Annotated in this window: 21 protein-coding genes; 3 read left to right on the plus strand and 18 right to left on the minus strand. The window is 71.3% G+C overall.

Features of this window, described 5'->3' with window-relative positions; all coding sequences use genetic code 11:
• Window positions 1-231: 231 nt before the first annotated feature.
• Window positions 232-1,569 (plus strand): sigma-54-dependent transcriptional regulator, encoded by a 1,338-nt coding sequence (locus ACQPYZ_RS21060; protein ID WP_433158551.1) that lies wholly within the window; start codon window positions 232-234, stop codon window positions 1,567-1,569.
• On the opposite strand, the gene ACQPYZ_RS21065 is transcribed toward ACQPYZ_RS21060, so the two are convergent.
• The 11 genes from ACQPYZ_RS21065 to ACQPYZ_RS21115 form a co-directional block, all read right to left on the minus strand.
• Window positions 1,566-2,183, minus strand: coding sequence for a hypothetical protein (locus ACQPYZ_RS21065; RefSeq protein ID WP_433158553.1), 618 nt, complete (start codon window positions 2,181-2,183; stop codon window positions 1,566-1,568). The genes ACQPYZ_RS21060 and ACQPYZ_RS21065 overlap by 4 nt on opposite strands.
• Window positions 2,180-2,989: an amidohydrolase family protein gene (locus ACQPYZ_RS21070; protein WP_433158555.1), complete on the minus strand. Its 810-nt coding sequence runs from the start codon at window positions 2,987-2,989 to the stop codon at window positions 2,180-2,182. Before ACQPYZ_RS21070 ends, ACQPYZ_RS21065 begins: the two co-directional genes overlap by 4 nt.
• Window positions 2,986-4,035 (minus strand): aminotransferase class I/II-fold pyridoxal phosphate-dependent enzyme, encoded by a 1,050-nt coding sequence (locus tag ACQPYZ_RS21075; protein ID WP_433158557.1) that lies wholly within the window; start codon window positions 4,033-4,035, stop codon window positions 2,986-2,988. Before ACQPYZ_RS21075 ends, ACQPYZ_RS21070 begins: the two co-directional genes overlap by 4 nt.
• Window positions 4,032-5,639: a hypothetical protein gene (locus ACQPYZ_RS21080; RefSeq protein ID WP_433158559.1), complete on the minus strand. Its 1,608-nt coding sequence runs from the start codon at window positions 5,637-5,639 to the stop codon at window positions 4,032-4,034. Before ACQPYZ_RS21080 ends, ACQPYZ_RS21075 begins: the two co-directional genes overlap by 4 nt.
• A gap of 22 nt (window positions 5,640-5,661) precedes the next feature.
• Window positions 5,662-6,966 (minus strand): hypothetical protein, encoded by a 1,305-nt coding sequence (locus ACQPYZ_RS21085; RefSeq protein WP_433158561.1) that lies wholly within the window; start codon window positions 6,964-6,966, stop codon window positions 5,662-5,664.
• 9 nt (window positions 6,967-6,975) lie between these two features.
• Window positions 6,976-7,860, minus strand: a complete 885-nt coding sequence (locus ACQPYZ_RS21090; protein WP_433158564.1) for a hypothetical protein — start codon at window positions 7,858-7,860, stop codon at window positions 6,976-6,978.
• Window positions 7,853-8,473, minus strand: coding sequence for a hypothetical protein (locus ACQPYZ_RS21095; protein ID WP_433158567.1), 621 nt, complete (start codon window positions 8,471-8,473; stop codon window positions 7,853-7,855). The genes ACQPYZ_RS21090 and ACQPYZ_RS21095 overlap by 8 nt, the downstream gene beginning before the upstream one ends.
• Window positions 8,474-8,594: 121 nt before the next feature.
• Window positions 8,595-9,881: a helix-turn-helix domain-containing protein gene (locus ACQPYZ_RS21100; RefSeq protein ID WP_433158570.1), complete on the minus strand. Its 1,287-nt coding sequence runs from the start codon at window positions 9,879-9,881 to the stop codon at window positions 8,595-8,597.
• Between the two features lie 39 nt (window positions 9,882-9,920).
• On the minus strand, window positions 9,921-11,360 hold the full coding sequence (locus ACQPYZ_RS21105) for a Gfo/Idh/MocA family protein (RefSeq protein ID WP_433158572.1): 1,440 nt from the start codon (window positions 11,358-11,360) through the stop codon (window positions 9,921-9,923).
• Window positions 11,361-11,556: 196 nt separating this feature from the next.
• On the minus strand, window positions 11,557-12,825 hold the full coding sequence (locus ACQPYZ_RS21110) for a protein kinase domain-containing protein (protein ID WP_433158575.1): 1,269 nt from the start codon (window positions 12,823-12,825) through the stop codon (window positions 11,557-11,559).
• Between the two features lie 27 nt (window positions 12,826-12,852).
• Window positions 12,853-13,131, minus strand: a complete 279-nt coding sequence (locus ACQPYZ_RS21115) for a hypothetical protein (RefSeq protein WP_433158578.1) — start codon at window positions 13,129-13,131, stop codon at window positions 12,853-12,855.
• Window positions 13,132-13,448: 317 nt separating this feature from the next.
• On the opposite strand from ACQPYZ_RS21115, the gene ACQPYZ_RS21120 reads away from it, so the two are divergent.
• The gene (locus tag ACQPYZ_RS21120; RefSeq protein WP_433158580.1) at window positions 13,449-14,249 is read left to right on the plus strand and encodes an NPP1 family protein; all 801 of its coding nucleotides are present in this window, start codon (window positions 13,449-13,451) and stop codon (window positions 14,247-14,249) included.
• A gap of 91 nt (window positions 14,250-14,340) precedes the next feature.
• Window positions 14,341-15,900 carry a PucR family transcriptional regulator gene (locus ACQPYZ_RS21125; protein ID WP_433158582.1) on the plus strand — a complete coding sequence of 520 codons (1,560 nt, stop codon included), beginning with the start codon at window positions 14,341-14,343 and terminating at the stop codon, window positions 15,898-15,900.
• Here the strand turns inward: ACQPYZ_RS21125 and ACQPYZ_RS21130 are convergent.
• The 7 genes from ACQPYZ_RS21130 to ACQPYZ_RS21160 all read right to left on the minus strand — a co-directional run bounded on the left by ACQPYZ_RS21130 (window position 15,888) and on the right by ACQPYZ_RS21160 (window position 24,753).
• Window positions 15,888-16,748: a polysaccharide deacetylase family protein gene (locus ACQPYZ_RS21130; protein ID WP_433158585.1), complete on the minus strand. Its 861-nt coding sequence runs from the start codon at window positions 16,746-16,748 to the stop codon at window positions 15,888-15,890. The genes ACQPYZ_RS21125 and ACQPYZ_RS21130 overlap by 13 nt on opposite strands.
• Complete coding sequence (locus ACQPYZ_RS21135; protein ID WP_433158588.1) at window positions 16,735-17,856, minus strand: tRNA-dihydrouridine synthase; 1,122 nt, start codon at window positions 17,854-17,856, stop codon at window positions 16,735-16,737. The genes ACQPYZ_RS21130 and ACQPYZ_RS21135 overlap by 14 nt, the downstream gene beginning before the upstream one ends.
• Window positions 17,853-18,482 carry a DUF1989 domain-containing protein gene (locus tag ACQPYZ_RS21140; RefSeq protein ID WP_433158590.1) on the minus strand — a complete coding sequence of 210 codons (630 nt, stop codon included), beginning with the start codon at window positions 18,480-18,482 and terminating at the stop codon, window positions 17,853-17,855. Before ACQPYZ_RS21140 ends, ACQPYZ_RS21135 begins: the two co-directional genes overlap by 4 nt.
• A gap of 81 nt (window positions 18,483-18,563) precedes the next feature.
• On the minus strand, window positions 18,564-19,985 hold the full coding sequence (locus ACQPYZ_RS21145; protein WP_433158593.1) for a purine-cytosine permease family protein: 1,422 nt from the start codon (window positions 19,983-19,985) through the stop codon (window positions 18,564-18,566).
• 277 nt (window positions 19,986-20,262) lie between these two features.
• A complete protein-coding gene (locus ACQPYZ_RS21150; RefSeq protein WP_433158595.1) occupies window positions 20,263-21,282 on the minus strand; it encodes a GlxA family transcriptional regulator in 1,020 nt (339 codons plus the stop codon).
• A 7-nt stretch (window positions 21,283-21,289) separates the two neighbouring features.
• A complete protein-coding gene (locus ACQPYZ_RS21155; RefSeq protein WP_433158598.1) occupies window positions 21,290-23,002 on the minus strand; it encodes an ATP-binding cassette domain-containing protein in 1,713 nt (570 codons plus the stop codon).
• A complete protein-coding gene (locus ACQPYZ_RS21160) occupies window positions 22,999-24,753 on the minus strand; it encodes an ABC transporter ATP-binding protein (RefSeq protein ID WP_433158601.1) in 1,755 nt (584 codons plus the stop codon). Before ACQPYZ_RS21160 ends, ACQPYZ_RS21155 begins: the two co-directional genes overlap by 4 nt.
• Window positions 24,754-24,845: the final 92 nt, after the last annotated feature.

Consider the following 24,845-nt stretch of genomic DNA (forward strand, 5'->3'; position numbering starts at 1 on the left):
CGAAGGCCTCCGGTTGGTGAAGCGGTTCCTTGGACAGCTCCACTTCACAACCGGAGGCCTTCACCTGTCGGACAGGCTCACCGACACCGACCGGGACAACCTCCCTGGACATCACACCTAGTGGAACCGGTGAGTGCCGTTTAGGCTGGAAATCAGGGCTGGGTGGCCGGTTGACGGCCGGTCGGGGTGAGTGTGGGCCCATGCCCTAGCGGGGTGCTCCCGGGGGATCTCATGACGTGGGTGCTCGACCTTGGCGTGGGTGCACGGACGAAGGCGATCGCGCGCGCCCTCTGCTCGGCCCACCGCGACCTGCGGCTGGTGACGTCGCCCGAGCCGGACGACCTCACCGGAGTTGTCGTGTGCTCGGAGTTCTCCCAGGAGCTCGAGCAGACGCTGTCGACGGCAGCGGCGGCCAACGCGCACGTGATCGTGGTGGCGGATCCCCGGCACGCGCTCGAACCGTGGTCGCTGCTGGCGTGCGGGGCGACCGACCTGATGAGCTGGTACGACGATCCCCAGCCGGTCCTGGCCCGCCTCGCGCGGCTGATCGAGGTGGAGAAGGTGGTCGAGTCGCCGCCGGTCGCCGACGTCATCCGGGGCACCAGCCCGGCACTGCGCCAGGCCCTGCGCGACCTGGTCACCGCCGCCAAGTTCGGTGGTGGACCGATCCTGATCACCGGTGAGACCGGAACCGGCAAGGAGCTCGCCGCGAAGGTCGCCCACGCGGTCAGCACGTCCGGCCGGTCCGGGCACCTGGTCGTGGTCGACTGCACGACGATCGTGCCCAGCCTCTCGGGCTCGGAGCTGTTCGGCCACGAACGCGGCGCGTTCACCGGCGCGGTGAGCGTCCGGACCGGGGCTTGTGCCGCCGCGAACGGCGGCACGCTGATGCTCGACGAAGTCGGTGAGCTCCCGCTGGAGCTGCAACCCGAACTGCTGCGCGTGGTCCAGGAGGGCATGTACAAGCGGGTCGGCGCGGACACCTGGCAGCACACCAGCTTCCGGCTGATCTGCGCCACCAACCGCGTCCTCGAGGACGACGTCTCGGCCGGCCGGTTCCGGGCCGACTTCTACTACCGCATCGCGGCGTACTCCGTGCGGCTGCCGCCGCTGCGGGACCGCCCCGACGACCTCCTCCCGCTGTTCCGCAGCTTCGTGTCCGAGGCACAGGGTCAGACCGAACCGGCCGAGGTCACGCCCGAGGTGGAGCAGGCCCTGCGGCGACGCGACTACCCCGGCAACCTCCGCGACCTCCGGCAGCTGGCCCACCGGGTCGCGTCCCGGCACGTCGGGCCCGGACCGGTCACCCCGGGCGATCTGCCGCCGTCGGACCGGCCGATGCCGACCGCCGGTACGGCGGACCGCCGGGCACCCAGCCTGATGGACTCGATCCGGCAGCAGCTGCGGCAGGGCATGACCCTGAAGGAACTGCGGGACCACGTCGCGGACCTCGCAGTCACGGCCGCGCTCGAGGAGTCCGGTGGCAGCATGCGCGCGGCAGCGGCCCGGCTCGGCGTCACCGATCGGGCCCTGCAGTTGCGCCGCGCCAAACGCCGGACCGCGGGCTAGGCGGCCATCGCCTCCAGCTCCGAGGCCAGCTCGGCGTACAGCGGATCGCGCAGCTCGCGGGCGAGCTCGCGGTAGAAGCCGGCGAGCTCGGAGTACGTCATGTCCGGGCCTGCGGCCGGACCGCCGCCGAGCGTCCACAACCGCTTCGGCGTCGACAGCGCGACCCCGAGCTTCACCTGCGCCTGGACGACCGGCTCGACCGCCCAGCCGAACGCGGGCGCGTGGTCCACCGGCGGATGACTGATCGTGTCCCGCAGGGTGCTGGTCCCCAGGTAGTGCCACTTGCCGGGTCGGTTGTACTGCGCGAGCGTGGGTTTCGGCGTCGCGTTCACGAGCACCCCGTAGACCCGGAGGTGGGTCGCCTTGCCCTTGCGGAGCGGATTGCCGCGGGAGTCGGTTCCCAGGTAGGTCGCCAGGACTCCAGTCGGAAAGTTGGCCTTCGCCAGGCGGGCGCCGAGTTGAGTCAGGCCGGAGCGGATCCCGGAGAGCGTGTGTGGCTTGATCTCCACGAACCCCGGCGTCGTCAGGTTCAGGCCGCGCCCCGGCGAGGTGGCGGGCGGAAGGATGTTGGTCACCCAGTTCCGGACCTCGGACTCCTGCGATGTGATGGTCATCGTGTGTACCTCGGATTCTTGCCGGCCGCTCGGCGAGCGGTCCGGGTCAGGCGGAGCAGATTGCCGCCGAGCACCAGGGCGGCGTCCGCGACGGGCAGGTGGAGGGCGTGGATCTTGCTGATCTCGACCGCCGGATGGAGGAACGGGCCGTCGGAGCCGAACAGCACCTTGTCCGGCCCCGCGCGCCGGACCGCGTCGGCCAGGACGTCGAAGTACCGCACCCCCGAGGTGTCGGCGAACAGGTTCGGCAGCCGGACCAGCTGGTCGACGAACGCGACCTGCGCCTTCCAGTCGTCGGCGAAAGACGACAAGTGCGGCACGATCCAGGTGACGTCCGGGTACGACGTCACTGCCAGCTCCACCGTGGCGGTGTCGCCGGCCGGGTCGTAGAGCACCGGCAGGTCGCGGCGGCGGGCGACCTCGGCGATCTCCCGGGTGATCCGGCCGTCGCTCCAATGGACCTTGATGCCGCACGCGCCCCAGCCTCTGGCCTCGTCCACCATCGCGCCGATCCGCCCCCGGTCGGCGACCGGATTGACGAACGCGAAACCGAGGAAGCGACGCGGCGCCGCGGTCACCAACTCCCCGACCACCCGGTTGGCGCGGCGGTAGTCGGTGGTGAGCGGCGCCAGGAGCACGGTCCGGTCGATGCCGGCCTCGCGGGCCCGTTCGCGGTAGCGGTCGAGCGACGTGTCGGGGTCCCACGGGTTGTCCCACGGCTTGTTCCATGGCTTGTCCCATGGCTTGGTGAAGCCGTCGCCGAGGCCGGCGTGGCAGTGCGAGTCGACGACGAGTGGGCGTCTCATGCCGCACCTCGCCGTACGGCTCGCAGCGCCGCGGTGAGTCGATCGAGATCGGCGGGCGAGTGATCGGCTCGAACCAGCACGCTCAGCATCACCCCGGGCCGGCAGCGCGACTGCTGCAGTACGGCGCGGATGCCGGCGGACCGGAGTTCGGACCACCACTCGTAGGCGTCCGGCACGCGGATGCTCACGACCGGAAAGGGCAGGCCGTTGACCGGCAGCCCCAGGTCGCGCAGGCGGTTGCGCAAGCGCAGCACGTTGGACTGCAGTTGGGAGCGTCGGGCGCGGTGGTCGCCGTACAGGGCCATGGTCGCGGCACCGAGGTCGGCGGACGAAGGCGGACTGCTGTGGACCCGGTTACCGCCGGTCCGCGCCAGTCGCCGGATCGTCGCACGGTCTCCGGTCGTCACCGCGAGCGGTGCTCCGCAGGCCTTGGCCAGCGACGCGACCCAGAGGATGGCTTGGTGATCCAGTCCGCGCCAGGTCGGCGTACCGCTGCCCTCGCCGAAGGCGTCACCACGCCGTCGACGGCCGAGGACGCCGAAGGCGAGTGAGTCGTCGACGACCAGGGTGCCGCCGGCCTCGACGGCAGCGCGCTGCAACTCCCGCAGCGGCGCCGGCTGGTTGCAGCCCGGGCACCAGCCGTCGGTCAGCAGGAAAAGGCGCCGGCCGGACTCGGCGGCGAACTCCGGCCTGTGGTGCGGGTACTTGCGCACCACAGCGCCGTTCGCCGCCGCCCGCAGCGCCGCCCACCAGGCGAGCGGGTACGCCGCAGCGTCGATCGCGACGACGTCACCACGGTGCGGAAGCATTCCCATCACATCCATCAGCGCGTGCAGTGCGGACCGTCCGACCACACCCGCCTGCGCACCCTGGGCGGCCGCGACGGTCGCGGCGATCCGGTGGGCGGCGGCGGGCTCGTGCAGTACGGCGGGGACCCCGGTCGTGAGCGTGGTGAACGACGGCAGGGTCCCGGTGCCGTACCGCAGACCGAGGAACGACGACGACGTGAAGTCGAGCCCCGGGTCACCGACGGCATGGTCGGTCACGCTCGGCGGATCTGCCGGCTGCCGCGGCGGGCCAGCAGGACCGAGGGCATGGTGGCGTCGATCGTGGTGGCCAGGTCGACGCCGGTGACGGTCCGGTAGGCGTGGATGTAGCGCTGCACCTCGTTGCGCCACGTCAGCGCCCAGTTCGCCGCGTCCTCGCGGGTGCGGCCGGACTCGTTCCAGCGGCCGTGCCGGATCGACAGCAGCAACTGCTCGCCGTGGACGGCCAGCTCGAAGAAGTGCGTGATGCTCGCCTCGGGCCAGCCCTGGATGTTCTTCATCGTGTCCACGCGGTCCATCCAGTCCTCCTCGTACGGCACCATGGTCGGCCCGCCGAGGAACTCCCGCATCTCCGGCTGCGCGAGGATCCACTGCATCGTCAGCATCTCCGCGCGGGCGACCAGCGGCAGGTCGGCGAACTGGTTGTGCGCGCCGTGCGCCAGCACCAGGTGAACCTCGCGCAGGCTGCTGAGCAGCGGGAACGCGTCGGCGTCGACGGTCTTGTCGTCGCGTTCCTTGTAGAACTCGTACGCCGCGTGCAGCAGCGCGTGGAAGCCCTCCAGGAACTGCGTCCGCCGATCCACGATCGTGTGCGCCGGCGGCACCGCCCGGCCGACCAGCGGCAGCCCGTACTGCACCATGTACTCCGCCGCCCGCCGGCGGACCGTCAGCCGGCTCTGCTCGTCCTCGGCGAACCCCCACAACAGGTTGCGCAGCGGGAGCAGCGGATTCAGGTCGAACCGGGCGAGGACGTCGTACCGGGGCCCGACCCGGCGGTTCTGGAAGCGGGCGAGGATGTGGTTCATCGTCTGCACCAGCCCGCCCTCCTCGTGCCAGTAGTTCCAGATCAGCTCGACGAACGGCACGTTCGGCAGCGGGAACTGGGCGGCGTTGCCGCCGGTCCCCCGGGCGACCGTGCCCTGCTGGTTGCTGAAGGCAACGTCAGGGGCGAACCGCAGGAACGGCTGCGCCAGGTCGTCGCGCTCACTGCTCACGTAGGACCGCTGGAGACCGCCGCTGACGGTGCCCGGGGAGATCTCGTGCTTGAGCAGGTTCCGCCGTTCGGCCGCCCGGGTCGGATCGGCGGCTGCCTCGACGAACGTCTCGGCGGCCCGGAACAGCCGGCGGTAGGCGTCGGTCCCGAACCACTCCGGCCCGGACAGTCCGGTGAGCCTCGGCTCGACGAACTCGTGGAACTCCTCGAACCGCAACTGCGCGGTGAGCTGGCGGATGAAGCTCCAGAGCACCTCGTCGGCGCTCTGCGGCGGATCGCCGGCGACGAGCGCGACCGTCTGGGTCGGCACCGGCGCGGTGATCGCGCCGAGCACCGGGATGACGACCTCCGGATCGCCCTCGTTCGGGCCTTCCTTGCCCCGCGTGATCGTCAGCGTCTTGTTGCCCTCGACAGTGAACAGGGCCTCGGGTTCGAAGTCCGATCCGCGCCGCATCCGGTGGGTGATGCCGGCGCCGAACGGGTTCGTCTCCTCGGCGTCCACCGCGAGCCGGAAGGTGTAGTCGCCCGGGTCGTCGGTGTCCTCGAGCAGGATCTGCAGGACCGCCAACTGGCCGGCCCGGACAGGATCCGGTGTCCACGAAACGTGCACGGTCGTGTCCTTTCGCTAGGTCTTACGACGCCCGTCGTACGGACGGCGTGGAAGTGCGGTGGGGGCGCTGGACGACGTCGAGGCTGCTGCGGACCGCCCAGGCCTTGAGCAGGACCGTCAGCAGGTGGCTCTCCGCCTCCGGGCTGATCAGGCCGGCCGCCTTGGCCTGGCCGACGACCGCGAACACCAGCGACGGCGGCTGGCGGGCCATCACCGCGACGTCACCGCCCCACGCGTGGTGCAGCCGGATCAGTCGGGCCGGCCGGCGTTCGGCGGCCGGCCAGAGATCGCCGAGCCGCCGGCCGTGCAGCGCGGGCGGCCGGTGCTCGAGCAGTAGCCGGACGAACGCGGGGATCGACGCCTCGAGCCGTTCGAGCTCGGTCCGGCGATCTGGCGGCAGGTCATGGGTCGGGTACAACTGCTTCCAGGTGCGCCGCATCGCGGCCCACTGCGGATGGGGATAGATCGCCTCGCCGATGGTCGCGCTGACCAGGACCCGCAGGTACGGGACCGGGTGCGGGTCGTCGCCGGACGGCCGGAAGACGAAGAAGGCCGGCAGGCTGACGACCGCGAGCAGGCCGATGGTGGAGGTGATCCCGAGTTTGCCGACCGACCAGCAGTCGGCGACGATCTCGCTGATCCACTTGTCCCAGGTCGGCCAGGTGCCTTCCAGACCCTTGCTCGCCGCACCGGCGAGGTCGACGCGCAGCGACTCCACCAGCCCGAGTTGCGCGGCGCCCTGGTGTCCGGTCTCGTGCAGCAGCGAGCTCGCGATCCCACTGCCGACCATCCGCTCCCGCGGGACCCGGATGATCGCCACCGGGTTCGCCTGGCCGCCGGGCAGTCGCGTGCGGGCCCGCCGGATCGCCGCGCCCGGCCCGCGGGCCAGGTAGCAGACGGCCGGCACCTGTTCGTAGCCGTCCACGTCGACCCGCAGCGCGTCCCGCGCCAGTGAGTCGAGTCCGGACAACCAGACGCCGGTCTCGTGCTCGCTGCGCTGGGTCACGACCTCGGTGAACAGGTCGAACTGCGACAGGACGTCGTTGAAGCCCAGCCGGATCAGCACGAAGCGTCGCTGCTGCTCCTCCGGACCGGCCCGGAGCCCCGGGCCGCGCAGCCAGTCGACGTACCCGTGCACTTTCTCCCGGAGGCGGCCGCGGCTCGCGTGCAGGAAACGCTCGATGATCAGCTGCGCCTCGTACGGCAGGGCGGCGGCGAGCACCATCGTCTCGTGCAGCGCGAACGGCCGCACCTGGTCCAGCCGGGCCAGCAGGCCGCGAGCCTCGTGCTCGAGCAGGCGGGTCGCCAAGCCTCCGGGATCGGCCATCGGAACCTCTCACACCCCGAGCAGGACGATCTTGCCGCCGCGGCGGACCCACCGGCCGGACGCGGCGCGCGATCCGCCGCCGCCGCCCGGCCGGCCCGGGGCCTCGCCCTCGCCTTCGCCTTCGGACTCGTAGTCGTCGCCCTGCCACCACTGGTCCGGCTCGTAGCCGCCGCCGGCGTAGTCGTCGCCACCGCCGTACCACGGCGCCGGCTCGGCGTACTGCCAGGACTGGCGGTAGCGCCCGCCGCCGTACCCACGGCGACGCGAGCGCCACTGCGACGAGCGCCGGTCGGAGCCGCCGAGCAGGCTGGGTGCGTACCGCCGCGCGGAGCTGATGCTGGCCGCCCGGACGGCGGCCCGGGTCGGCACGTTGCGCGGTGCCCTCGCGGCGTTGGCGAACGCCCCGCGGGCGAACCGGACGTAGCGGCTCGCGGCCTCCCACTCGGCCTCGACCTCGCCCATCGACTCGGCTTCCTGCGCCTCGAGCAGCCCGCCGGCCATCGACCCGAGCTTGGCGCCGATCGCGGTCCCGGCGCCCGGTAGCACCAGCGATCCGAGGGCGCCGCCGACGGCCGGCAGCGCAGTCTTGGCGACGTTCTTGAGTACGCCGCCCAGCGCCTTCCCGATCGGTGACTTGACGAACTTGGACGCACCCTTCATCACGGTGCTCGCGAGCTTGCCGAGGAACTGGTCGAGTTCGGCCTCGGTGGTGATCTCGAACAGCTCCTGCACGAGCTCGGCCTCCAGTGCCTCGGCCTCGCTCTCGTACGTCTCGCCGGACTCCCACTCGGTCGACTGCTCGGCCTCACCGGGGAACTCGAAGCTCTCCCCCGGGATCTCGAACGCGGTCTCGTACATGCCGATGTCCCTTTCTTCGTTGGCTGTTTCACGCATCCAGGACGATGATTCGGTCGCCCCGCCGGATCCAGCGGCCCTCCGCGCCGCGACCGCCGGCCGCTCCCTGCGGCCGCAGCAGTCCGGGCAGGTGTCGCTGCGCGGCGGCGACCGCGGCCCGCTGGGCCGCGAGGGCCGGCGGCATCCCCGGCGGAGCCTGCGCCGCCCGGCCGGCCGTCTCGTTCGCGAACCGCACGAACGCGCGGGCGACCTCGTATTCCTCGTCCTCGGCCGACAACCCCTCGGTCTGCAACCCGAGCTCGAGCCGGCTGCCCAGCCACTGGCCGGCACGCTGCCCGAGCGCACCGCCGCGGCCGGGTGCCACCACGTCGCCGACTGCCTTGCCGAGCTGCGGCAGCGCCTGCTTGGCCACCGACTTGAGCACCCCGCCGACAGCGCGGCCGGCGTCGGACCCGGCGAAGCTGCGGGCGGCCGAGAGCGCGCCGCTGACCAGCTTGCCGAGGAACCGGTCGAGCTCGGCCTCGGTGGTGATCTCCAGCAGCTCGGAGGCCAGCGCCAGCTCGCTCTCCGACGCCTGACCGAACTCCTGGTACTCCTCCTCCCCCTCGCCGAAGGTTTCGGACTCGAACAGCGCCCGGTCGATGTCGTGCATGGGTGTCTCCTTCTCCGCGTGGTCTGACCCACCTACCGCACAATTCGTGCCAACCCGGCCGGAGCGCGCTGCGCGGGCCGTGCGCCCGAAATGCTGTTCGCGGCGACGGCCACCGACGAAGTCAGCTTCGGCGCAGGCCGCCCGCCTCGATCCCCAGCTCCGCGCGGTACTTCGCGACCGTCCGGCGGGCGACGACATACCCGCTGTCGGCAAGCGCACGGCACAGCCGGGCGTCGCTGACGCGCCCCGCCGCCGCGAGCTCGGCGATGCGTGCCTTGATCGCCACCGCGCCGCCCAGCAGGTCGGCGAGGGCGGCGATCCGGCCGTCCGGGCGTCGCATCGTCTTGCCGCGGACGCACCGGCTGACCGTGGATGGATGGAGTCCGAGAGCGCGCGCGACATCGGTCCGGGTGAGCGGGACATGGGCCGCCGGGCCGCCATCGAAGTACCCGGCCTGACGATCGACCAGGTACGTCGCCACCCGGCGCAGCACACTCGCCCGCGTATCCACCTGTCGCAGCAACTCCCTGGCCTCCCGTTCGTGTCCGGCAAGCCAGGCCGAGGCGTACGCGTCGGCAAGTACGGCGGGCTGGACCTCGGCCAGCGCGAGTCCGAACCACCCGCTGTCGGGCACCTCCACCTCGACATGCCCGTCGGCAGCCCGGTAGACGAAAACGTCCGGAAAGGCCGTGAACTCTGGGCCTTCCGGGATCTCGACGACCGCGACCGGCCGCAGCCGCTCGCGGACCAGGCAGAACGCTTCCCCGACCTCGGCCGGCGAGATGCACAGCTTCTGGGCGACGGTGTCGACGTCGTTCGCGGCGACTGCCTCGAGATCGTTCCGGACCAGCTCGACGATCCACGGCGCCGCGACCCCGGTCGCGACGAGTTCGTGCGCCTGGGCGACCAACAGGTCGCGGACGGACGTCTCCGCCACGCCGACCGGACCGGCCGCCTTGATCGCCCGAACGGCTTCGACGACGACGTCGGCCGGGAGGTCGTGGGCCGCCGCGATCCGGTCCGGTTCGGCGTCGAGGAGTCCTCGTCCGGTGAGATGTGCGATGAGGACCGGCAGCGCGGACCGGCAGTCGGACCTGATCTCGCAGGCGGCCGCGGCTTCCAGGTTGTCGAAGGGCGTGACCGCCGGGTCCTGGACGGCGTACCGGAGAACGCTCGGGCAGCGCGGGCAGGTGCTCGACCGGTGGTGGCGGCCGCAGCCGGGGCAGGTCGTCCCCGGCGATCGCTCGAGCATCGGGTTGTCGATCAGCGCCTGCTCGACGGTTTCGCGCAGGGCGTCGGAGCCGAGTGGCAGCAGGCGCAGCGACTGCAGAACGCCGGGACGGAGCTGGAGCTCGGCCCGAGCTCCCAGCTGCAGCCCCACCCCGGGGCCGGCCGCCCCCTTCCCCACCCTTCAACAGTAGGGCGTGGCGACCGGCCCGTCAGGTGCTCAGCGGCCTTCGAGCCAGGGGTCGTCCGGGCGCGGGCGGTCGAAGGTGGGGCGGGCTTTCTTCCAGTGGCCGCGGGTGAAGTCGGGGATCTTCACCGGGCGCAGGTGCTTGGTCTTCATCGACTCGTGGCTGAGCGGGACCACCGAGCACCACGCGGCCGAGTCGTACACGTCGATGTCCGGCGTCATCCCGAGCCGCATCAGCTGGATCAGCCGGAAGATCGCCACGAAGTCGCCGCCACCGTGGCCGCCGTACTGCTCGGCGAGACGTTCGAGGGCCGGCCAGAGCCAGTGGTCGTGCTGGGACAGGATGCTGCTGTAGCTGCTGCCGGTCCGCCAGGTGTGGTTGGTGTGCCCGAGGGACTCCAGGTAGACGCGGGCGTTGTCGAGCTCGATCGAACCCCGGGTCCCGGTCAGCGTCGTCTCGCGGGTGTACGGGTGCGGCGAGTTGACGTCGTGTTCGACCCGGATGAACCGGCCGGACGCCGTGGTGACGAACGCGCTGTGCCGGTCCCCGGAGATGTACGGCCGGTCGTCCCAGGACGAGTGGTCCGGACCGACCCGCGGGTCCTCGGACCGGAACAACGCCAGCGCCTTCGGCGGGCTCGACACCGCGACGATCTCCTCGAACCGGTCGCCGCGGTTGATCCCCATCGCCGCCGAGACCGGGCCGAGCCCGTGCATCGGGTAGTGCAGCGCGTTCATCCGGGTCTGCCAGCGTCGCCGCCAGTGCTCCGGGTAGTAGGCGCCGCCGAACAGGTAGGGCCAGCGCAGGTCGTGGACGTAGCCGCCGGAGGCGTGCTGGACGTCGCCGAAGAGCCCGGCCGAGACCATATTGAACAGTTGCAGCTCGGGTCGGAAGTAGTTCACGTTCTCCAGCAGCATGCAGTGTTTGCGAGTGCGTTCGGACGTGCGGACCAGGTCCCAGATCTCGTGCAGGTGCGGGGAGATCGGCAGCTCGATCGCGACGTGTTTGCCGTGTTCCATCGCGGCCTTGGCCTGCGGGTAGTGCCACTCCCACGGGGTCGCGATGTACACCAGGTCGATGTCGTCGCGCTTGACCAGGTTGAGGTAGTCCTCCTCTCCGTCGGAGTAGCCGGCCGGCGGGGTGTCCTGGAACCCCTGGGCCATGATCCGGCCGATCGTGCGCTCGACCTGGGCGGGCCGGAGGTCGCACACGGCGGTCACGGTCGAGACGGCGCCGAAGCGCACGTCCTGACCGCCGCCGCGGTTGCCCAGGCCGATCAGCCCGACCCGGACCTTGTCGAACCCTTCGAACGGTACGTCGACCATCGGCTTCTCACCGCGGTCGCGGACCGGCTCCCAGGCGGCCGCCTCGGCCGGACCGGCGACGGCACCGACGCCGACCCCGGCACCGAGGACGGCACCGGACCTGATGAGATCGCGGCGAGAGGGTTGGTAACGGCTCGGAGACGACACAGTGATCACTTCCCTTGGGCGGTAGGTGTGATTGAACATGTCCCGTAGCAAGACGTAACGAGCAGTATTGGTCACCCCACCAACCAACACAAGACAAACTCCCCAGTAGTCCCCACCCACCCACCAACACCCGACCCACCCACCGCTTGCCGACCCGTCGCCGTCCCGAGCCGTCGTCGCTCGAGCCCTGGTTGAGCTAGTCGTCGTCGGACTCGTCGTCGTTCTCGTCGTCGTTCTCGTCGTCGTCGCCGTCGTCGTCGTCGCTGGGTGCGGGCTTGCGGGCTCTTTCGGGTCGCTCGGGTTTCTTCTTTTCGATCCGGTTGGCCTTGGTGGTCTTCGTAGCCGGGCGTTGCTCGGCTGCGGGAGCGGGCGGCTTCGGCTTGAGCGAGGTGCGGGTGCTCGGTCGGGGCGGCCTGGCCGTCGCCCGGGGCTCGGGTGCCTTGGCCGGCGTGGTGGACGGCGCCGACGGCACCGGGGACGCGCCGGCTCCAGGGGCGAGCCCGGTCGTCGCCGGTAGTTGCACGCCCCTCGTCTCCAGGATCAGGCCGACGGTGGCGGCGACGACCAGGGCGATCCCGGCGGCCACCGCGGCGAGCACGGGCCGTACGCGCGTCCGGCGTACCGGCGTGAGGTCGGTCGTCTCCGCGAGTTGAGGGGGCTGTACGCCGTCCGCGAGTTGCACCGCGGTCGGGCGGCGGGCCGGGTCCTTGGCGAGCATCCAGAAGAGCAGCGGCTCGAGACCGGCCAGGTCGGGGCGGAGCTCGCTCGGCGGCACCGGGTCGTTCGTGACGTGCTGGTACATGATCGCGGCCGGCGACTCGGCCATGAACGGCGGATGCCCGGTGACGAGCTGATACAGCACACAGCCCAGCGCGTAGATGTCGGACGGCGGCTCGGCCGGCTGACCGACGGCACGCTCCGGCGCCAGATAGTGGCTCGTGCCGACGATCTGCCCGGTCGACGTCAGGGTCGTCGTGGCCTCGTCCAGGAACCGGGCGATGCCGAAGTCGGCGACCTTCACCGTGCCGTCGTCGGCGAGCAGCAGGTTGCCAGCCTTGACGTCACGATGCACGATGCCGTGCCGGTGGACCGCGGCCAGCCCGGCCGCCGCCTGCCGGATCACCCGTTCGGCCCGCTCGGCAGTGAACAGCCCGTCGCGCGTGAGCTCGTCGGCGACCGACCGGCCGGTGACCAACTCCATCGCCAGGTAGTAGCCGTCGCCGTACTCACCGAAATCGTAGGCGGCGACCACGTGCGGGCTGCGGATCCGTGCGGTCGCCCGCGCTTCCCGGAGGAATCGCTCGGACGCGGCCAGGGTCTGCGGGATCGGCAGCATCAACTTGACCGCGACCTCGCGTCCCAGCACCTCGTCGGTCGCCCGGCGGACCTCGCCCATGCCGCCGCGGCCGAGCACCTCACCGAGCCGGTAACGCCCGGCGACCAGTCCCTCGTCAGCGTGACTCACCGCATGTCGGTACCCGCCCGCATGCGTCTACGTCGCCAGCGCGACGATCACCAGGACGGCGGCCAGGAAGGCGAGCACCATCAGCGCGACGGCGACGCCGGAACTGCGGGCGCGGGGTGACCGGCCGTGCTCGAAGAAGTAGTCGCGGCCGTTGCCGAACTCCGGCCCCCAGCCGAGGTCCGGCAGCACGGGATCGCCGCCAGGCATCCCCGGCAGCGGATGATCGCCGTACAACGGCATCGAGCCGTCAGGCAGCGGGCCTGGCGGACCGTCCGTCGCCGGCCGTGTCGAGTCCTCGTCGGGCACCGCGGCTCCCCACCCCTAGGACGCCCCTCGCAAGTCGCTGAACGGTTGCTGACTTCTCAACAATCCGGCGTATCGCAGTCTGCCACCGCGACTCCGGCCCGCACCAGTCCCCGAAATCGTTGCCGACAGCGCACACTCCGTCGCCAATCGATGCCCTTGGCAACTGTCTCGGATCACCGACGTGTTCACGGAACGTCAACCTGTAGGCACGTGACGTATGGGCACCGGTGGGTCCGGGCTGTCATCGTCGTCTCGTTGTTCCCGCCCCGGGATCCCGTCGTACGCGGCGGGATCCGACGTTCCTGAAGGAGCGATGCATGACCGAGTCCGCCCCTCCCCCACGACGCCGGCGGCTCCGCCGTCTGCTCGGCGTAGTCCTCGCCACCACCGCACTGATGGTCACCTCGGCCGCGGTCGCGTACGCCGCCCCGCCGCCACACCTCCCGCAGAACGCCGACGGGTACGAGCAGTCGTTCTCACCGGCGTACGACTACGACACCGACGGGTGCTACGCGACGCCGGCCATCGGCCCGGACGGCACGCTGAACCCCGGCCTCAACCCGACCGGCGCCGTCAACGGCAACTGCCGCGACCAGTCCGATCTCGACAACTCCCAGACCTACGCCCGCTCGAAGTGCAACAACGGCTGGTGCGCGGTGGTGTACGCCAGCTACTTCGAGAAGGACCAGGCGCTGCCCGGCAGCAGCCTCGGCGGCCATCGACACGACTTCGAGCACGTCATCTCGTGGGTCGACCAGGCGGCCAACCGGGTCGAGTTCGTCACCACGACCCAGCACGCGACGCAGGTCACCTACCCGCGTTCGCAGGTCCGCTTCGACGGCACGCACCCCAAGGTCGTCTACCACAAGGACGGCGCGAGCACGCACTTCTTCCGGCTCGCCAACAGCAACGACGACCCGCCGGAGAACCACTACCACACCTGGCGGTACCCGCCGCTGGTCGGCTGGGGCGGCTGGCCCGGCACCTCGCTGCGTGACCAGTTGATGAACGCGAACTTCGGCTCGGCCACCATCAAGATCACCGACAAGGACGACCGCTTCCGCAACCTCCTGAACGCCGCCAAGCCCGCCGGCATCCCCTTCAACCCCTGGGCCTGACCCCACCACAAGGCCCGGTCATCCCGACCGGGCCTTGTGCGGTTGGGCGGTTCTCTAGTGGATCGCGGGGTTCGGTGGATATGTTCACAGCATGCTCACGCTTCAGGCTCTGGTGGCGGATGCGGCGCTCGAGTTGCGGGTGCTGGAGGCCGGTGAGCCGGGGGCGCTCGAGGCCCGGGCGCTCTGGCTGCACAACACCGAGCTCGCGGACCCGTCGCCGTACGTGCGGGAAGGCGAGATCGTGCTCACGAACGGGCTCTGGCTGGCGGAGGCCACCCCGGCGGAGTTCGTCGCGAACGTCCGGCGGGCCGGCGCGGCGGGGATGGTGTTCGGGCTGCGGGAGCAGACGCCGACGACACCGGCCGAGCTGATCAAGGCGTGCCGCGCGGCCCGGTTCCCGTTGCTGGAGATCTCGATCCGGGTCCCGTTCACCGCGGTCACCGAGGCGGCCGCCGCCATCTACACCGAGCAACGCCAGGACGCGCTGGTCGGCCTGGTCCGCCGGGGCAACGCGCTGGCGGCCGCGATCTCGCACGGCGCCGGCGCCTCCGGCGTTCTGTCCGTACTGCGTCGTGAGCACGAGCTCCCGCTGGCCGTCGTCGACCGGATGGCGCGGCAGCTTGCGGCGGCCGGTGCCGACCTGACTGCCGACCAGCTCCGGCGGGCCGCGGACGGTCTGGCCCGCCGGCCACCGCCACTGGAGATCGACCTGGGTGAGGCCGGCCGCGCGAGCATGTTCCTGGTCAGTGCGGTCGGCGATATCGACGCGGCCCTGCTGTGCCTGCGACCGATCACCGAGCTGTCCCGCGCTGAGCAGGACGCACTCGAGCAGACCGCCCGGTTCCTCAGCCTGGAGGTCGCGAAGCAGCAGGCCGTGCAGGCGATCGAGCAGCGGTACGCGAGCGAGCTGCTCGACATGATCCTGTCCGGCCCGCAGCGTGCGGCAGAGGTGCCGGACCGGTTGCGCGCCTTCGGTGTCGACCCGGACGGCGCGCTGGCGGTCTGCACGCTGGCGTTCGCGGACGGCGAGACGTTGCCCGGGATCGCCGAGGCGGTGACCGACTTCTTCCTCGACAACAGCACGGCCGTCGTGGTCGCGGCCGGCAGCCAGGACGTGGTCGCTGTGCTGCCCTGGCGGCGGCCGGACGACGAGTTGCCCGAGCTGGCCGGCCGGCTGCGGGACGCCGTACGCCGGAAGTTCCCCGGGCATCGGCCGGTGGTCGGGATCGGCGAGCCGGCGGCGTCGGCCGCCGAGCTGCGCCGTCCGCTGGTGCAGTCGCGCGAAGCCTGTCAGGTCCTGCGCCGTCGACCGGGCTCCGACGTCGCCACGATCGGGCAGCTCGGCACGCACCGGTTGCTGCTCGGGCTCCACGACGCCGAGACGCTGACCGGCTTCGCCCACCGCGTGCTCGGCCCGCTGCGCGCGCACGACCAGCGGCACAGCGGGGAGCTCGAGCACACGCTGCGCGTCTTCCTGGAGCACGACGCGCAGTTCGGCGCGACCGCCGCCGCGCTCTACGTGCACGTCAACACCTTGCGGAACCGGCTGGCGAAGGTTGCCGAGCTCACCGGTCTCGACGTCGCCCGGACCGTCGACCGGGTCGACCTCTTCCTCGCCCTTGAGGCCGACTCGATGCGTCAGTCGGGGTAGACCGTCGGGTCCGCGTCCACCTCCGGCAGCGGAGCCTTCCGTACGTCGGCATCCGCCAACGCGGCCTCCGCGACCTCCCGGCAACGGGCGAACCGGACGTCACCGCAGGACAGCGCGTACTCGACCAGCTCGCGCAACGCCTGCAATCGGCCCGGCCGACCGGACAGGAACGGATGTATGCACAGGTTGAACAGGCATTGGTAGTGCCGCATGCCGTCCAGTTCCGCGCGCCACAGCTCAAGGACCTTGCGCGGCGACTGGATCACCGACCCGATGTCCGGCTCCGGCAGGAACGCGTACTGCTCCCAGTCGTCCAGCGACCAGTGCACCGGCAACTCGACGATCGCCGACGCACCGAGGTCGAGCAGGTAAGGGCGATCGTCACCCATCAGCGAGGAGTCGTACAGCAGACCGTGCTCGGCGAGCCGCCCGTAGGTGGTCCGGCTCGCCTCCCACAAGGCGGCCCGGTAGCCCCTGATCTCGACGCCCTGCCGGGCGAACACGTCCAGCCCGCGTTCGAAGTCGGCCCGCTCCGCCGACGGGTCCAGCGACGTCGGCGCCCGGTGGCTGTAGGTGTGATGGGCGATCTCGTGCCCATGCTCGGCGATCGTCGCGACCGTCTCCGGCCGCCGCTCCGCCACCCACCCCGGCACGAAGAACGTGGCCGGCACCGCCAGCTCGTCCAGCAGCGCGAGGATCCGCGGTACGCCGACGTCCGGCCCGTACCCCTGGTGCGACATCGTCATCAGGTGGTCGGCGTACCGGCGTCCGTGGGCGAGGATCGGGGTCTCGGCGTCGACGTCGAAGGTGAGCGTGGCCACCGCGGCCGCGCCGTCATGCCAGGTCATGAGCAGCAGCTTGCCGCCACCGGCGGACGTTGGCCAGCGTCACCGTCGGCTGCAGCATGTCGTGGTCGAACCGGGCGACGTCGGCGTCCTTCGCCCAGCGGGTCGGCAGATCCGGGTTCGCGAGCGCGCCGCGGGCGACCGACAGCAGGTCGGCGTGCCCGTCGGCGAGCACCTGCTCGGCCTGGCCGAGGTGGTGCATGCCGCCGTTCGCGATCACCGGCAGCCCGCTGATCCGCCGGGCCAGCCCGGTGATCGTCTGGCCGCCGTCGAGCCGCGCGGTGTCCAGCCAGTTGCGGCCCTCGCTGGCGATGTGCAGGTAGCTCGCGCCGGCGCCGGCGAGCGCCTCGAAGATGATCTCGCCGTCGCGCGCGCCACCCGGCCAGCGGTACTCGAAGTCGTTCACCTTGGTCTGCGACAACCGCACCCCGACCAGGAAGTCGCCGGGTACGGCGGCCTTGATCGCGGCGGTCACCTCGGCGGTCAGCCGGATCCGGTTCGCGACCGGTCCGCCGTACGAGTCCGAACGCCGGTTGGTGTAGACCGTGATGAACTGGTCCAGCAGGTAGCCGTTGGCGGCGTGGATCTCGATCCCGTCGAACCCGGCCGCCCGGGCGTTGGCCGCGGCCGCGACGAACCCGTCGACCACGTCGTTGATCTCGGCAACGGTCAGCTCGCGGGGCGCGGTCCACGGGCCGCTGCCGCCGTACTCCGGCATCATCTCGCCGAGCGGCTGGACGGCGGACGGGCCGACCCGCTCGGTGCCGTACGCGCTTCCCTGCGAGAGCGCGCCCGCGTGCATCAGCTGCGCGACGATCGGCCGGCCGGCGGCGTGCACGCGCGCGGTCACCGCCCGCCAGCCCTCGACGTGCTCGCCGGTCGCGAGCCCGGGCTGGTTGAAGTAGCCCTGGCTATAAGCGGTGTCGGGGTAGATCCCTTCGGTGATCACCAGGCCGAATCCGCCGGCCGCGAACTCGGCGTAGTAGTCCGCCATCTCCAGGGTCGGTACGCCGTCCGGCGACGCGGACACCCTGGTCATCGGCGCGACCGCGAGCCGGTTGGTCAGGTCGTGCGAGCCGAGCCGGGCCGGCTGCAGCGCGGGATGGGTCATCGGTGGTCAACTCCTAGCTGGTCGATGGCAAGGGGGGACGGCTCGGTGCCGTTGATCCCGGTCAGGTCCTGCGGGCAGGCCGAGACGACGACCACGCAGTCGGTCATCGCCTCGAAGGTGATCGAGTCGCCGGGCGCGGTCGGCGCCGGCAGCCAGCGCAGGCTGCCGTCGGCCGCCACCGGGACGTTCATGAAGACGTTGACCGGCTGCGGGACCGGGACGCCGCTGCCGAGTCCGAGACGCTCGAGAGCGTCGGTCAGGTTCTGCGCGCACGACGGGTGATCGGGTACGCCGAGAACGGCGTACCGCTCGGGGTCACAGGCCGCGATCAGCAGGTCGTGCCGCCCGGGCGAGTCGTCCGCGACCAGGCGGAGGATCGGCCGCCGCCGGTCGGTGACGAAGTCCTCGCCGACCGCCGGGAAGGTCCGCTCGGTGTGCGCCCGGGTGTGCGACGCGCTGAGGTGTTCGGTGAGGACCGGGCGGCCGTCGTACCCGAAGGCGAACAGGTCGCCGACCTGCGCGCCGGCCAGGTCGACGATCCGGAACCGCGCGCCGCGGTCCAGCCGGATCGCCCGGCCGGACCGCGCCGGCACCACCACGCGCCCGCTGAGAGTCTCGGTCACCATGCGGAGAACTCAACCAGTTCGCCGACGCCGACTCGATGGACAGACGAACAGCAAGTCGCGTGGACAGTGGAGAATCCTCCATCAGCGCGGCTCGAGACCGCTCAGCACAGGGCGAGGGCTCCGCTGGCGAGAGAGCGCGTAGTAGCAGCCGCCCGCGACGACGGCGCCCGACAACCAGGAGAAGTCGGTGTTGTTCAGGCTGGTCGCGATCGGACCCTGCATCGCGGGGACCAGACCGTACTGACAGGACCAGGCCGCCACCAGCCCGAGGCCGAGACTGACCAGGCCGCGCGCGTTCACCGCGCCGTACCGGGAGTCCTCGGCGTACAGCGCGGACACGTCGATCCGGCCCTTGCGCAGCAGGAAGAAGTCGACCAGGACGACGCTCGCCCAGGGGCTGATCCAGACCAGGATCGACACCATCCAGTGGTCGAACGCGAGCGCGAAGCTGTCCGCCCGGACGAACACCGCGAGTACGACGCTCGCGATCAGGCCGGCCACCAGCGTCACCTTCCACCGGCTGACCCGGAGCCCGATCGACAGGGCGGCGAGCGAGCAGGAGTACAGGTTCAGGATGTTGGTCGCCACCGGGCCGTGCATGATCAGCAGCAGGACGGGCAGCGCCATGATGCCGAAGGCACCGATCACCAGCGCGGACGGATCACTGCCCGCGCCGGCACTGGCCAGGCACGCGCCGAGTCCGGCCAGCCACACCGTCGGCACGTACATGCCGAGCGCGGTCGACCAGAACACCTTGCGATCGGGGACGTCGGTCCGCACGAACCGGCTGTAATCCGCCGAGTACGGAATCCACGAGATGCCCCAGCCGACCCCGATCGCGGTCAGCAACTGGGTCACGGCGGTCAGCTTGGCGCCGGGACTGTCGGCGGTCGCGCCGGTCCAGTTCAGCTCGGTCTGGCTCAGCGCGAGCACGGTCATCACCACCATCACGACCGCGGTCGCCGGCACCGTGTACTTCTCGAAGGTGCGGATCGCGTAGAAGCCGTACAGCGCGAGCCCGAGCTGGACCACCATGATCACCACCGCGACCGCGACCTTCAGGCCCGCGCCGCCGGTCACACCGAGCTCGCGGAGCACCGCGAGCGCGAGGTCGAGCACGACCCAGGTGTTCACGCCGACCCAGGCCATCGTCAGCAGACCCTGGACCACTCCTGGCACGACCGCACCCCGGCGGCCGAACGGCGCCCGGCCGAGGACCATCTGGTTGACCGCGGTCCGGTGCCCGATCACGTTGAACAACCCGAACGCCGCGCAGCCCAGCACGTTGCCGAGGGCAATCACGATGAGGGTCTCCAGCAGGCTCAGGCCCAGGGTGATCCCGAGCGCGCCGAGCACCCAGTTGATCGGGGCCAGGTTCGCCCCGGTCCAGATCCAGAACTGCTCCCACGGCGTCGAGTCCCGGCTGCTCGCCGGGATCGGCCGGATCCCGTGCGCGTCGAACGGGACCGCCTCGGGCTGTTGTACGGTCTGCCGGCTGTTCATCTGCCACCTCCGCAAGGCTGAGTTGCCTCACCCAAGCAGTCCACCTCGCCGTCGAGCAGTGGGCGATCCTCCAGCGCTGGGCGCGTCGGACTGGAGAACCGCACACCGACCTAGGGCGTGTCTGACAATTCAGCGCCGTAGCGAGCAGGTGCTCGGTGCGGTAGCTCGGCGTGCTGGAGTGAAGGCCTCGATGTGGGTTTCATCGTGGCCTTTGCTCCAGTGCGGCGAGGTGCCGTGCCGAGTGCCGCGCAGTAGGCGATGGATTGTCAGACACGCCCTAGACCTGGGCGGTCCGGAAGCGGTCGCGGTACTCCGACGGTGCGATCCCGACCAGCCGGTGGAACGCCCGGCGCAGCGTCTCCGCCGTCCCGAAACCGTTCCGCCGGGCGATGCTGTCCAGCGTGTCGTTGCCATCGGCAAGCGCCCGCTGGGCCGCCTCGACCCGGACGCGTTCGACGTACGCCGCCGGTGGCAGGCCGACCTCCTGGGTGAAGCGGCGCTGCAGGTGCCGCGGACTGAGCCCGGCCAGCGTGGCCAGGTCGGCGAGCGCGTGATCGCCGCCGGGATCGGTATGGATCGCGTCGACGACCGCCCGCAGCGCGTCGCCCTCGGCCGGCTGGCGCGACCACAGCGGCACGCTGAACTGCGACTGGTTCCCCGGCCGGCGCAGGAACAGCACGAGCTCGCGGGCGACGTCCAGCGCCACCTCACGGCCGAGATCGTGCTCGACGAGCGCCAGCGCCAGGTCCATCCCGGCCGTCACCCCGGCCGAGGTCCAGCAGCGGCCGTCGTGCACGAAGATCGGTGCGCCGTCGACCTGGATCGACGGGAACTCCTGCGCCAACTGATCGACGTGCCGCCAGTGCGTGGTGGCCCGTCGACCGTCCAGGACACCGGTCTCGGCCAGCAGGAAGGCGCCGGTGCACACCGACGTGACCCGCCGGGCCTTCGACGCCGCCGCCGCGACCCAGTCCACCAGCGCCCGGTCGGAGCGCGCCGTCCACACCCCGTCCCCGCCGGCCACGACCAGCGTGTCCGTCGGCCGTACGTCGACGTCCGCCATGCTGACGTCCGCGTGCACGGCGAGGCCCCGGCTGGACCGGACCGGTCCGGCTGACGGCGCGACGATCCGGCAGTTGTACCCCGGCCGGCGCAACACCTCGTACGGGCCGGTCAGATCGAGGCTCTGGTAGCCGTCGAAGATCACGAAGGTGACGTCACGTGCCTTCATACGACCCAGCATCGCCATCACCGCCGGCGTCGTCCAGGGCGTCGTACCCACCGATCGCGCCGTCATGCCGCCGTCACGCCGCCGTCTCCTGGGTCAGCGTCGCGGACACGACCCGGCCGTGGTCGAGGGTGACCACCTGGTCGGCCCGGGCGATCGTGGCCGGACGGTTCGACACGACCAGGAGGGTACGGCCCGGCTCGGCGAGCAGCCGGTCCCACAGGCGGCGCTCGGTCTCCACGTCGAGCGCACTCGACACGTCGTCCAGCACGAGCAGGTCGGCCGGACGTGCCAGCGCCCGCGCGATGGCCGCGCGCTGCGCCTGACCACCGGACAACCGCACCCCGCGCGCGCCGACCTCGGTGTCCAGTCCGGCGGGCATCGACGTGACGTCCTGATCCAGTACGGCGGTGTGCACGGCTCGGGACAGACCGGACTCGTGGTCGGCGCCGAGCAGCAGGTTCTCCCGCAGCGACTCGGAGAACAGTCGCGGTACCTGCGGGACGTACGCCGACCTCGGCGGCACGAAGAACTCCGCGGGGTCGGTGACGTCGGCGCCGTTCCAGGACATCGTGCCGGCGCGCAACGGCAGCAGACCGAGGACTGCGCGCAGCAGCGTCGTCTTGCCCGCGCCCGCCGGGCCGGTGATCACTGTGAAGCTCCCGCGGTCGACCGTGAGGTCGATTCCGTGGATGCCACGAGTCGAGGCCGGATAGGTCGCGGTCACCCCACGCAGTGTTAGGCAGCTCAGCGGCCCGAGATCCGGTGCCGTGCTGGCCAGGCTCTCCGGATCCCGCAGCGGTCGGTGAACGGTGAGGGCGGCCGGCTCACCGGCCGGAAGCAGGGCGGCCATCCGCTCGATCGACACGCCGGCCTGACGATGCTTGGCCAGCACCCGGCCTGCGTACACCGGCGCCCAGACGAGCGTCCCCAGATAGCTGACGAACAACGCGAGCTCGCCGACGGTGAAGTCGCCGCGCCGAGCGGCCGGCACGGCCAGCAGCAGGACGACGCCGAGACTCAGGTCCATGGTCACGTGCACGAACCGGCTGAGCAGCCGGGTGACGAGCTCGTCCCGCAGGCCGGTCCGGCGCCGGCGTTCGTTGTGGTCACGCAGCCGCGCGAGCACCCCGGCCTCGGCCTGTGCGGTCTTCACCGCGAGCACACCACCGAAGAGGTCACCGAGCAGCCCGGTCACCGCCGCCGACGCCCGGCGGTAGGCGGCGCGATGCGCACGAATGCGTCGGCTGACCAGGCGTGTGACCACCACGATCAGAATCAGCGGCACGACGACGGCCAGCACCAGCATCGGCTCGATCGTCGTCATGATGATCAGCGAGCCGAGCACCAGCGCGACCTTGCCGGCGGCGGAGATCACCGTGGACAGGAAGTCGAGGAAGTCGTCGACGTCATCCCGGAACCGGCTCACCGCCTCGCCCGGCGACGTCACCGGCGGACCCGCCTGCGGGCCGCCACTGGCCAGTTGTGCACGGATCAGGTTGAGCCGGAGCAGACTGCGCATCTGCTCCCAGCAGCGGCTGCGCACCACGTTGGCCCAGATGATGCCGATTTTGCTCGCCTCGGCGGCGGCCAGCACCGCGATCAGGTGGTAGATCCCCAGCTCCGTCGCGGCTCCGCCGAGCGCGTCGAACACCAGCTTTAGTGCCCAGCCGATCAGCAGCGTCGAACCGTCCATCGCCATCAGCAGGACGAGACTCAGCACGAACAGCCCGAGCCGGTAGCGCGACATCCGGCCGGTCAGCCGCCAGGTCGAGAGTCGCTCGGTCATCGCAGTACTCCTTCCGAGGCCGTGGCCAGCAGGCCGGCGAAACGCGATCCGGGATCGGCGGCCAGGTCTCGCCGCGGCCCGTGCTCGACGATCCGTCCCCGCTCGAGGACGACGATGTCGTCCGCCCGGTCGAGCGTGCTCAGGCGGTGCGCGATGACGATGGCCGTCCGGCCGGCGACGAGTCTGTCGATCGCGCGCTCGATCAGCCGCTCGCTGACCGGATCGAGTCGGGACGTCGCCTCGTCGAGGATGACGACGCCGGGATCGCGCAGGAACACCCGGGCGAAGGCGACCAGCTGGGCCTCCCCCGCCGACGCGCCGGCCCCGCCCGCGCCGAGCTCGGTGTCGAGTCCGTCGGGCAGCGCGTCGTACCACGGGCCGAGGCCGAGCTCCCGCAGTACGTCGGTCAGCCGGTCGTCGCCGGCCTGGAACGCGCCGAAGAGGGTCAGGTTGTCGCGCAGCGTCGCCTCGAACAGCTGCACGTCCTGGGTCACGAGCGCCACGTGCTTCCGCAGCTCGGCCAGGCGGACCTCCTGCACCGGCAGGCCACCGATCCGCAGTTCGCCTTCCGTTGCCTCCAGCAACCGAAGCAGCAGCCGGGTCAGCGTGGTCTTCCCACTTCCGGTCCGGCCCACCACCCCGAGTACGCCGCCCGCCGGCACTGTGAGATCGATGTCGTGCAGGACCTTCGCACCGTTGGGGTACACGAAGCTCACGCGGTCGAGCGCGACCGGGAGCGGACCGGTGGGCAGCGCGTGCCGGCCGAGATCGCTGATCGCAGGTCGCTCGTCGAGCAACTGCTGCACCCGCGAGAAGCCGGCGATCGCCTCTTGCGCGACGTGTTGCTGGTCGGCGATCTGCTCGAGTGGATCGCGGACCATGGTGGTGTACCGGAACAGCAGGTAGACGGTCCCGAGCGTGATCGCGCCGGCCTCGAAGAGCGCCGACCCCGCGACCAGACTCAGGATGCCGCCGGCGGCGAAGACGGCGATCGTGACGACCCAGGTGGTGCGGGTCGCGATCGCGGCCCGGATCGACGCCCGCGAGAAGACCGCGAGCACGTCCTGGAACCGGCGGACCGCGTGGCTGCCGCCCGCGTTCGCGCGCAGGTCCTCGGCGCCGTACAGCCGCTCCTCGATCTCGCCGAACATCCGCGCCGAGGCGGCCCGCAGCTCGGTCGCGCGCGGTACGGCGACGTTGCGCAAGGCCGCGATCGTCGCGGTGGCGACCGCGACGAAGCCGAGCAGACCCGCCCCGAGGCGCCAGTCCTCCAGGAACACGAGCACCAGCACGCCGATCAGCGTCAACGTGCTGCCGGCCAGCTGGACGACGAACGACGAGACGAACGACGACAGCGCGGACACGTCCCCGTCGGTCCGCTCGATCAGCTCACCCGGCGTGTGGCGGTCGTGGAACGCGGGGTCCAGCCGGAGGACGTGGTCGGCCACCTCCTCGCGGAGCTCGTTCGTGGTGTCCCACGCCAGCCGGGCGCTCGCGTACGCGACCACGACGGAAAGGACCTGGTTCACGATCGAGACAGCCAGGAAGCCCGCCGCGATCAGGATCAGCAGCCGGACCGGCCGGCCGAGGACCGCCTGGTCGATGAACAGCCGGATCAACTGCGGCCCGGCGAGCGGGACCGCCGAGCTCACGACCAGCAGCACACCCAGACCGGCGAGCTGCTTGCTCCGCCCGCGAACGAGCAGGCCAACCAACCGCTGCCGCGACGCCGGACGAACCACAAGCTCCATACATCTACCCTGGCCGCGTCCTTCGCGTGGCGTCCACGACGCACACCCCACACATCACGCCATAACTTCGGACCGAATGGGTGCATCGAGCT

Source organism: Kribbella sp. CA-247076, assembly GCF_050942445.1.
GTDB lineage: Bacteria > Actinomycetota > Actinomycetes > Propionibacteriales > Kribbellaceae > Kribbella.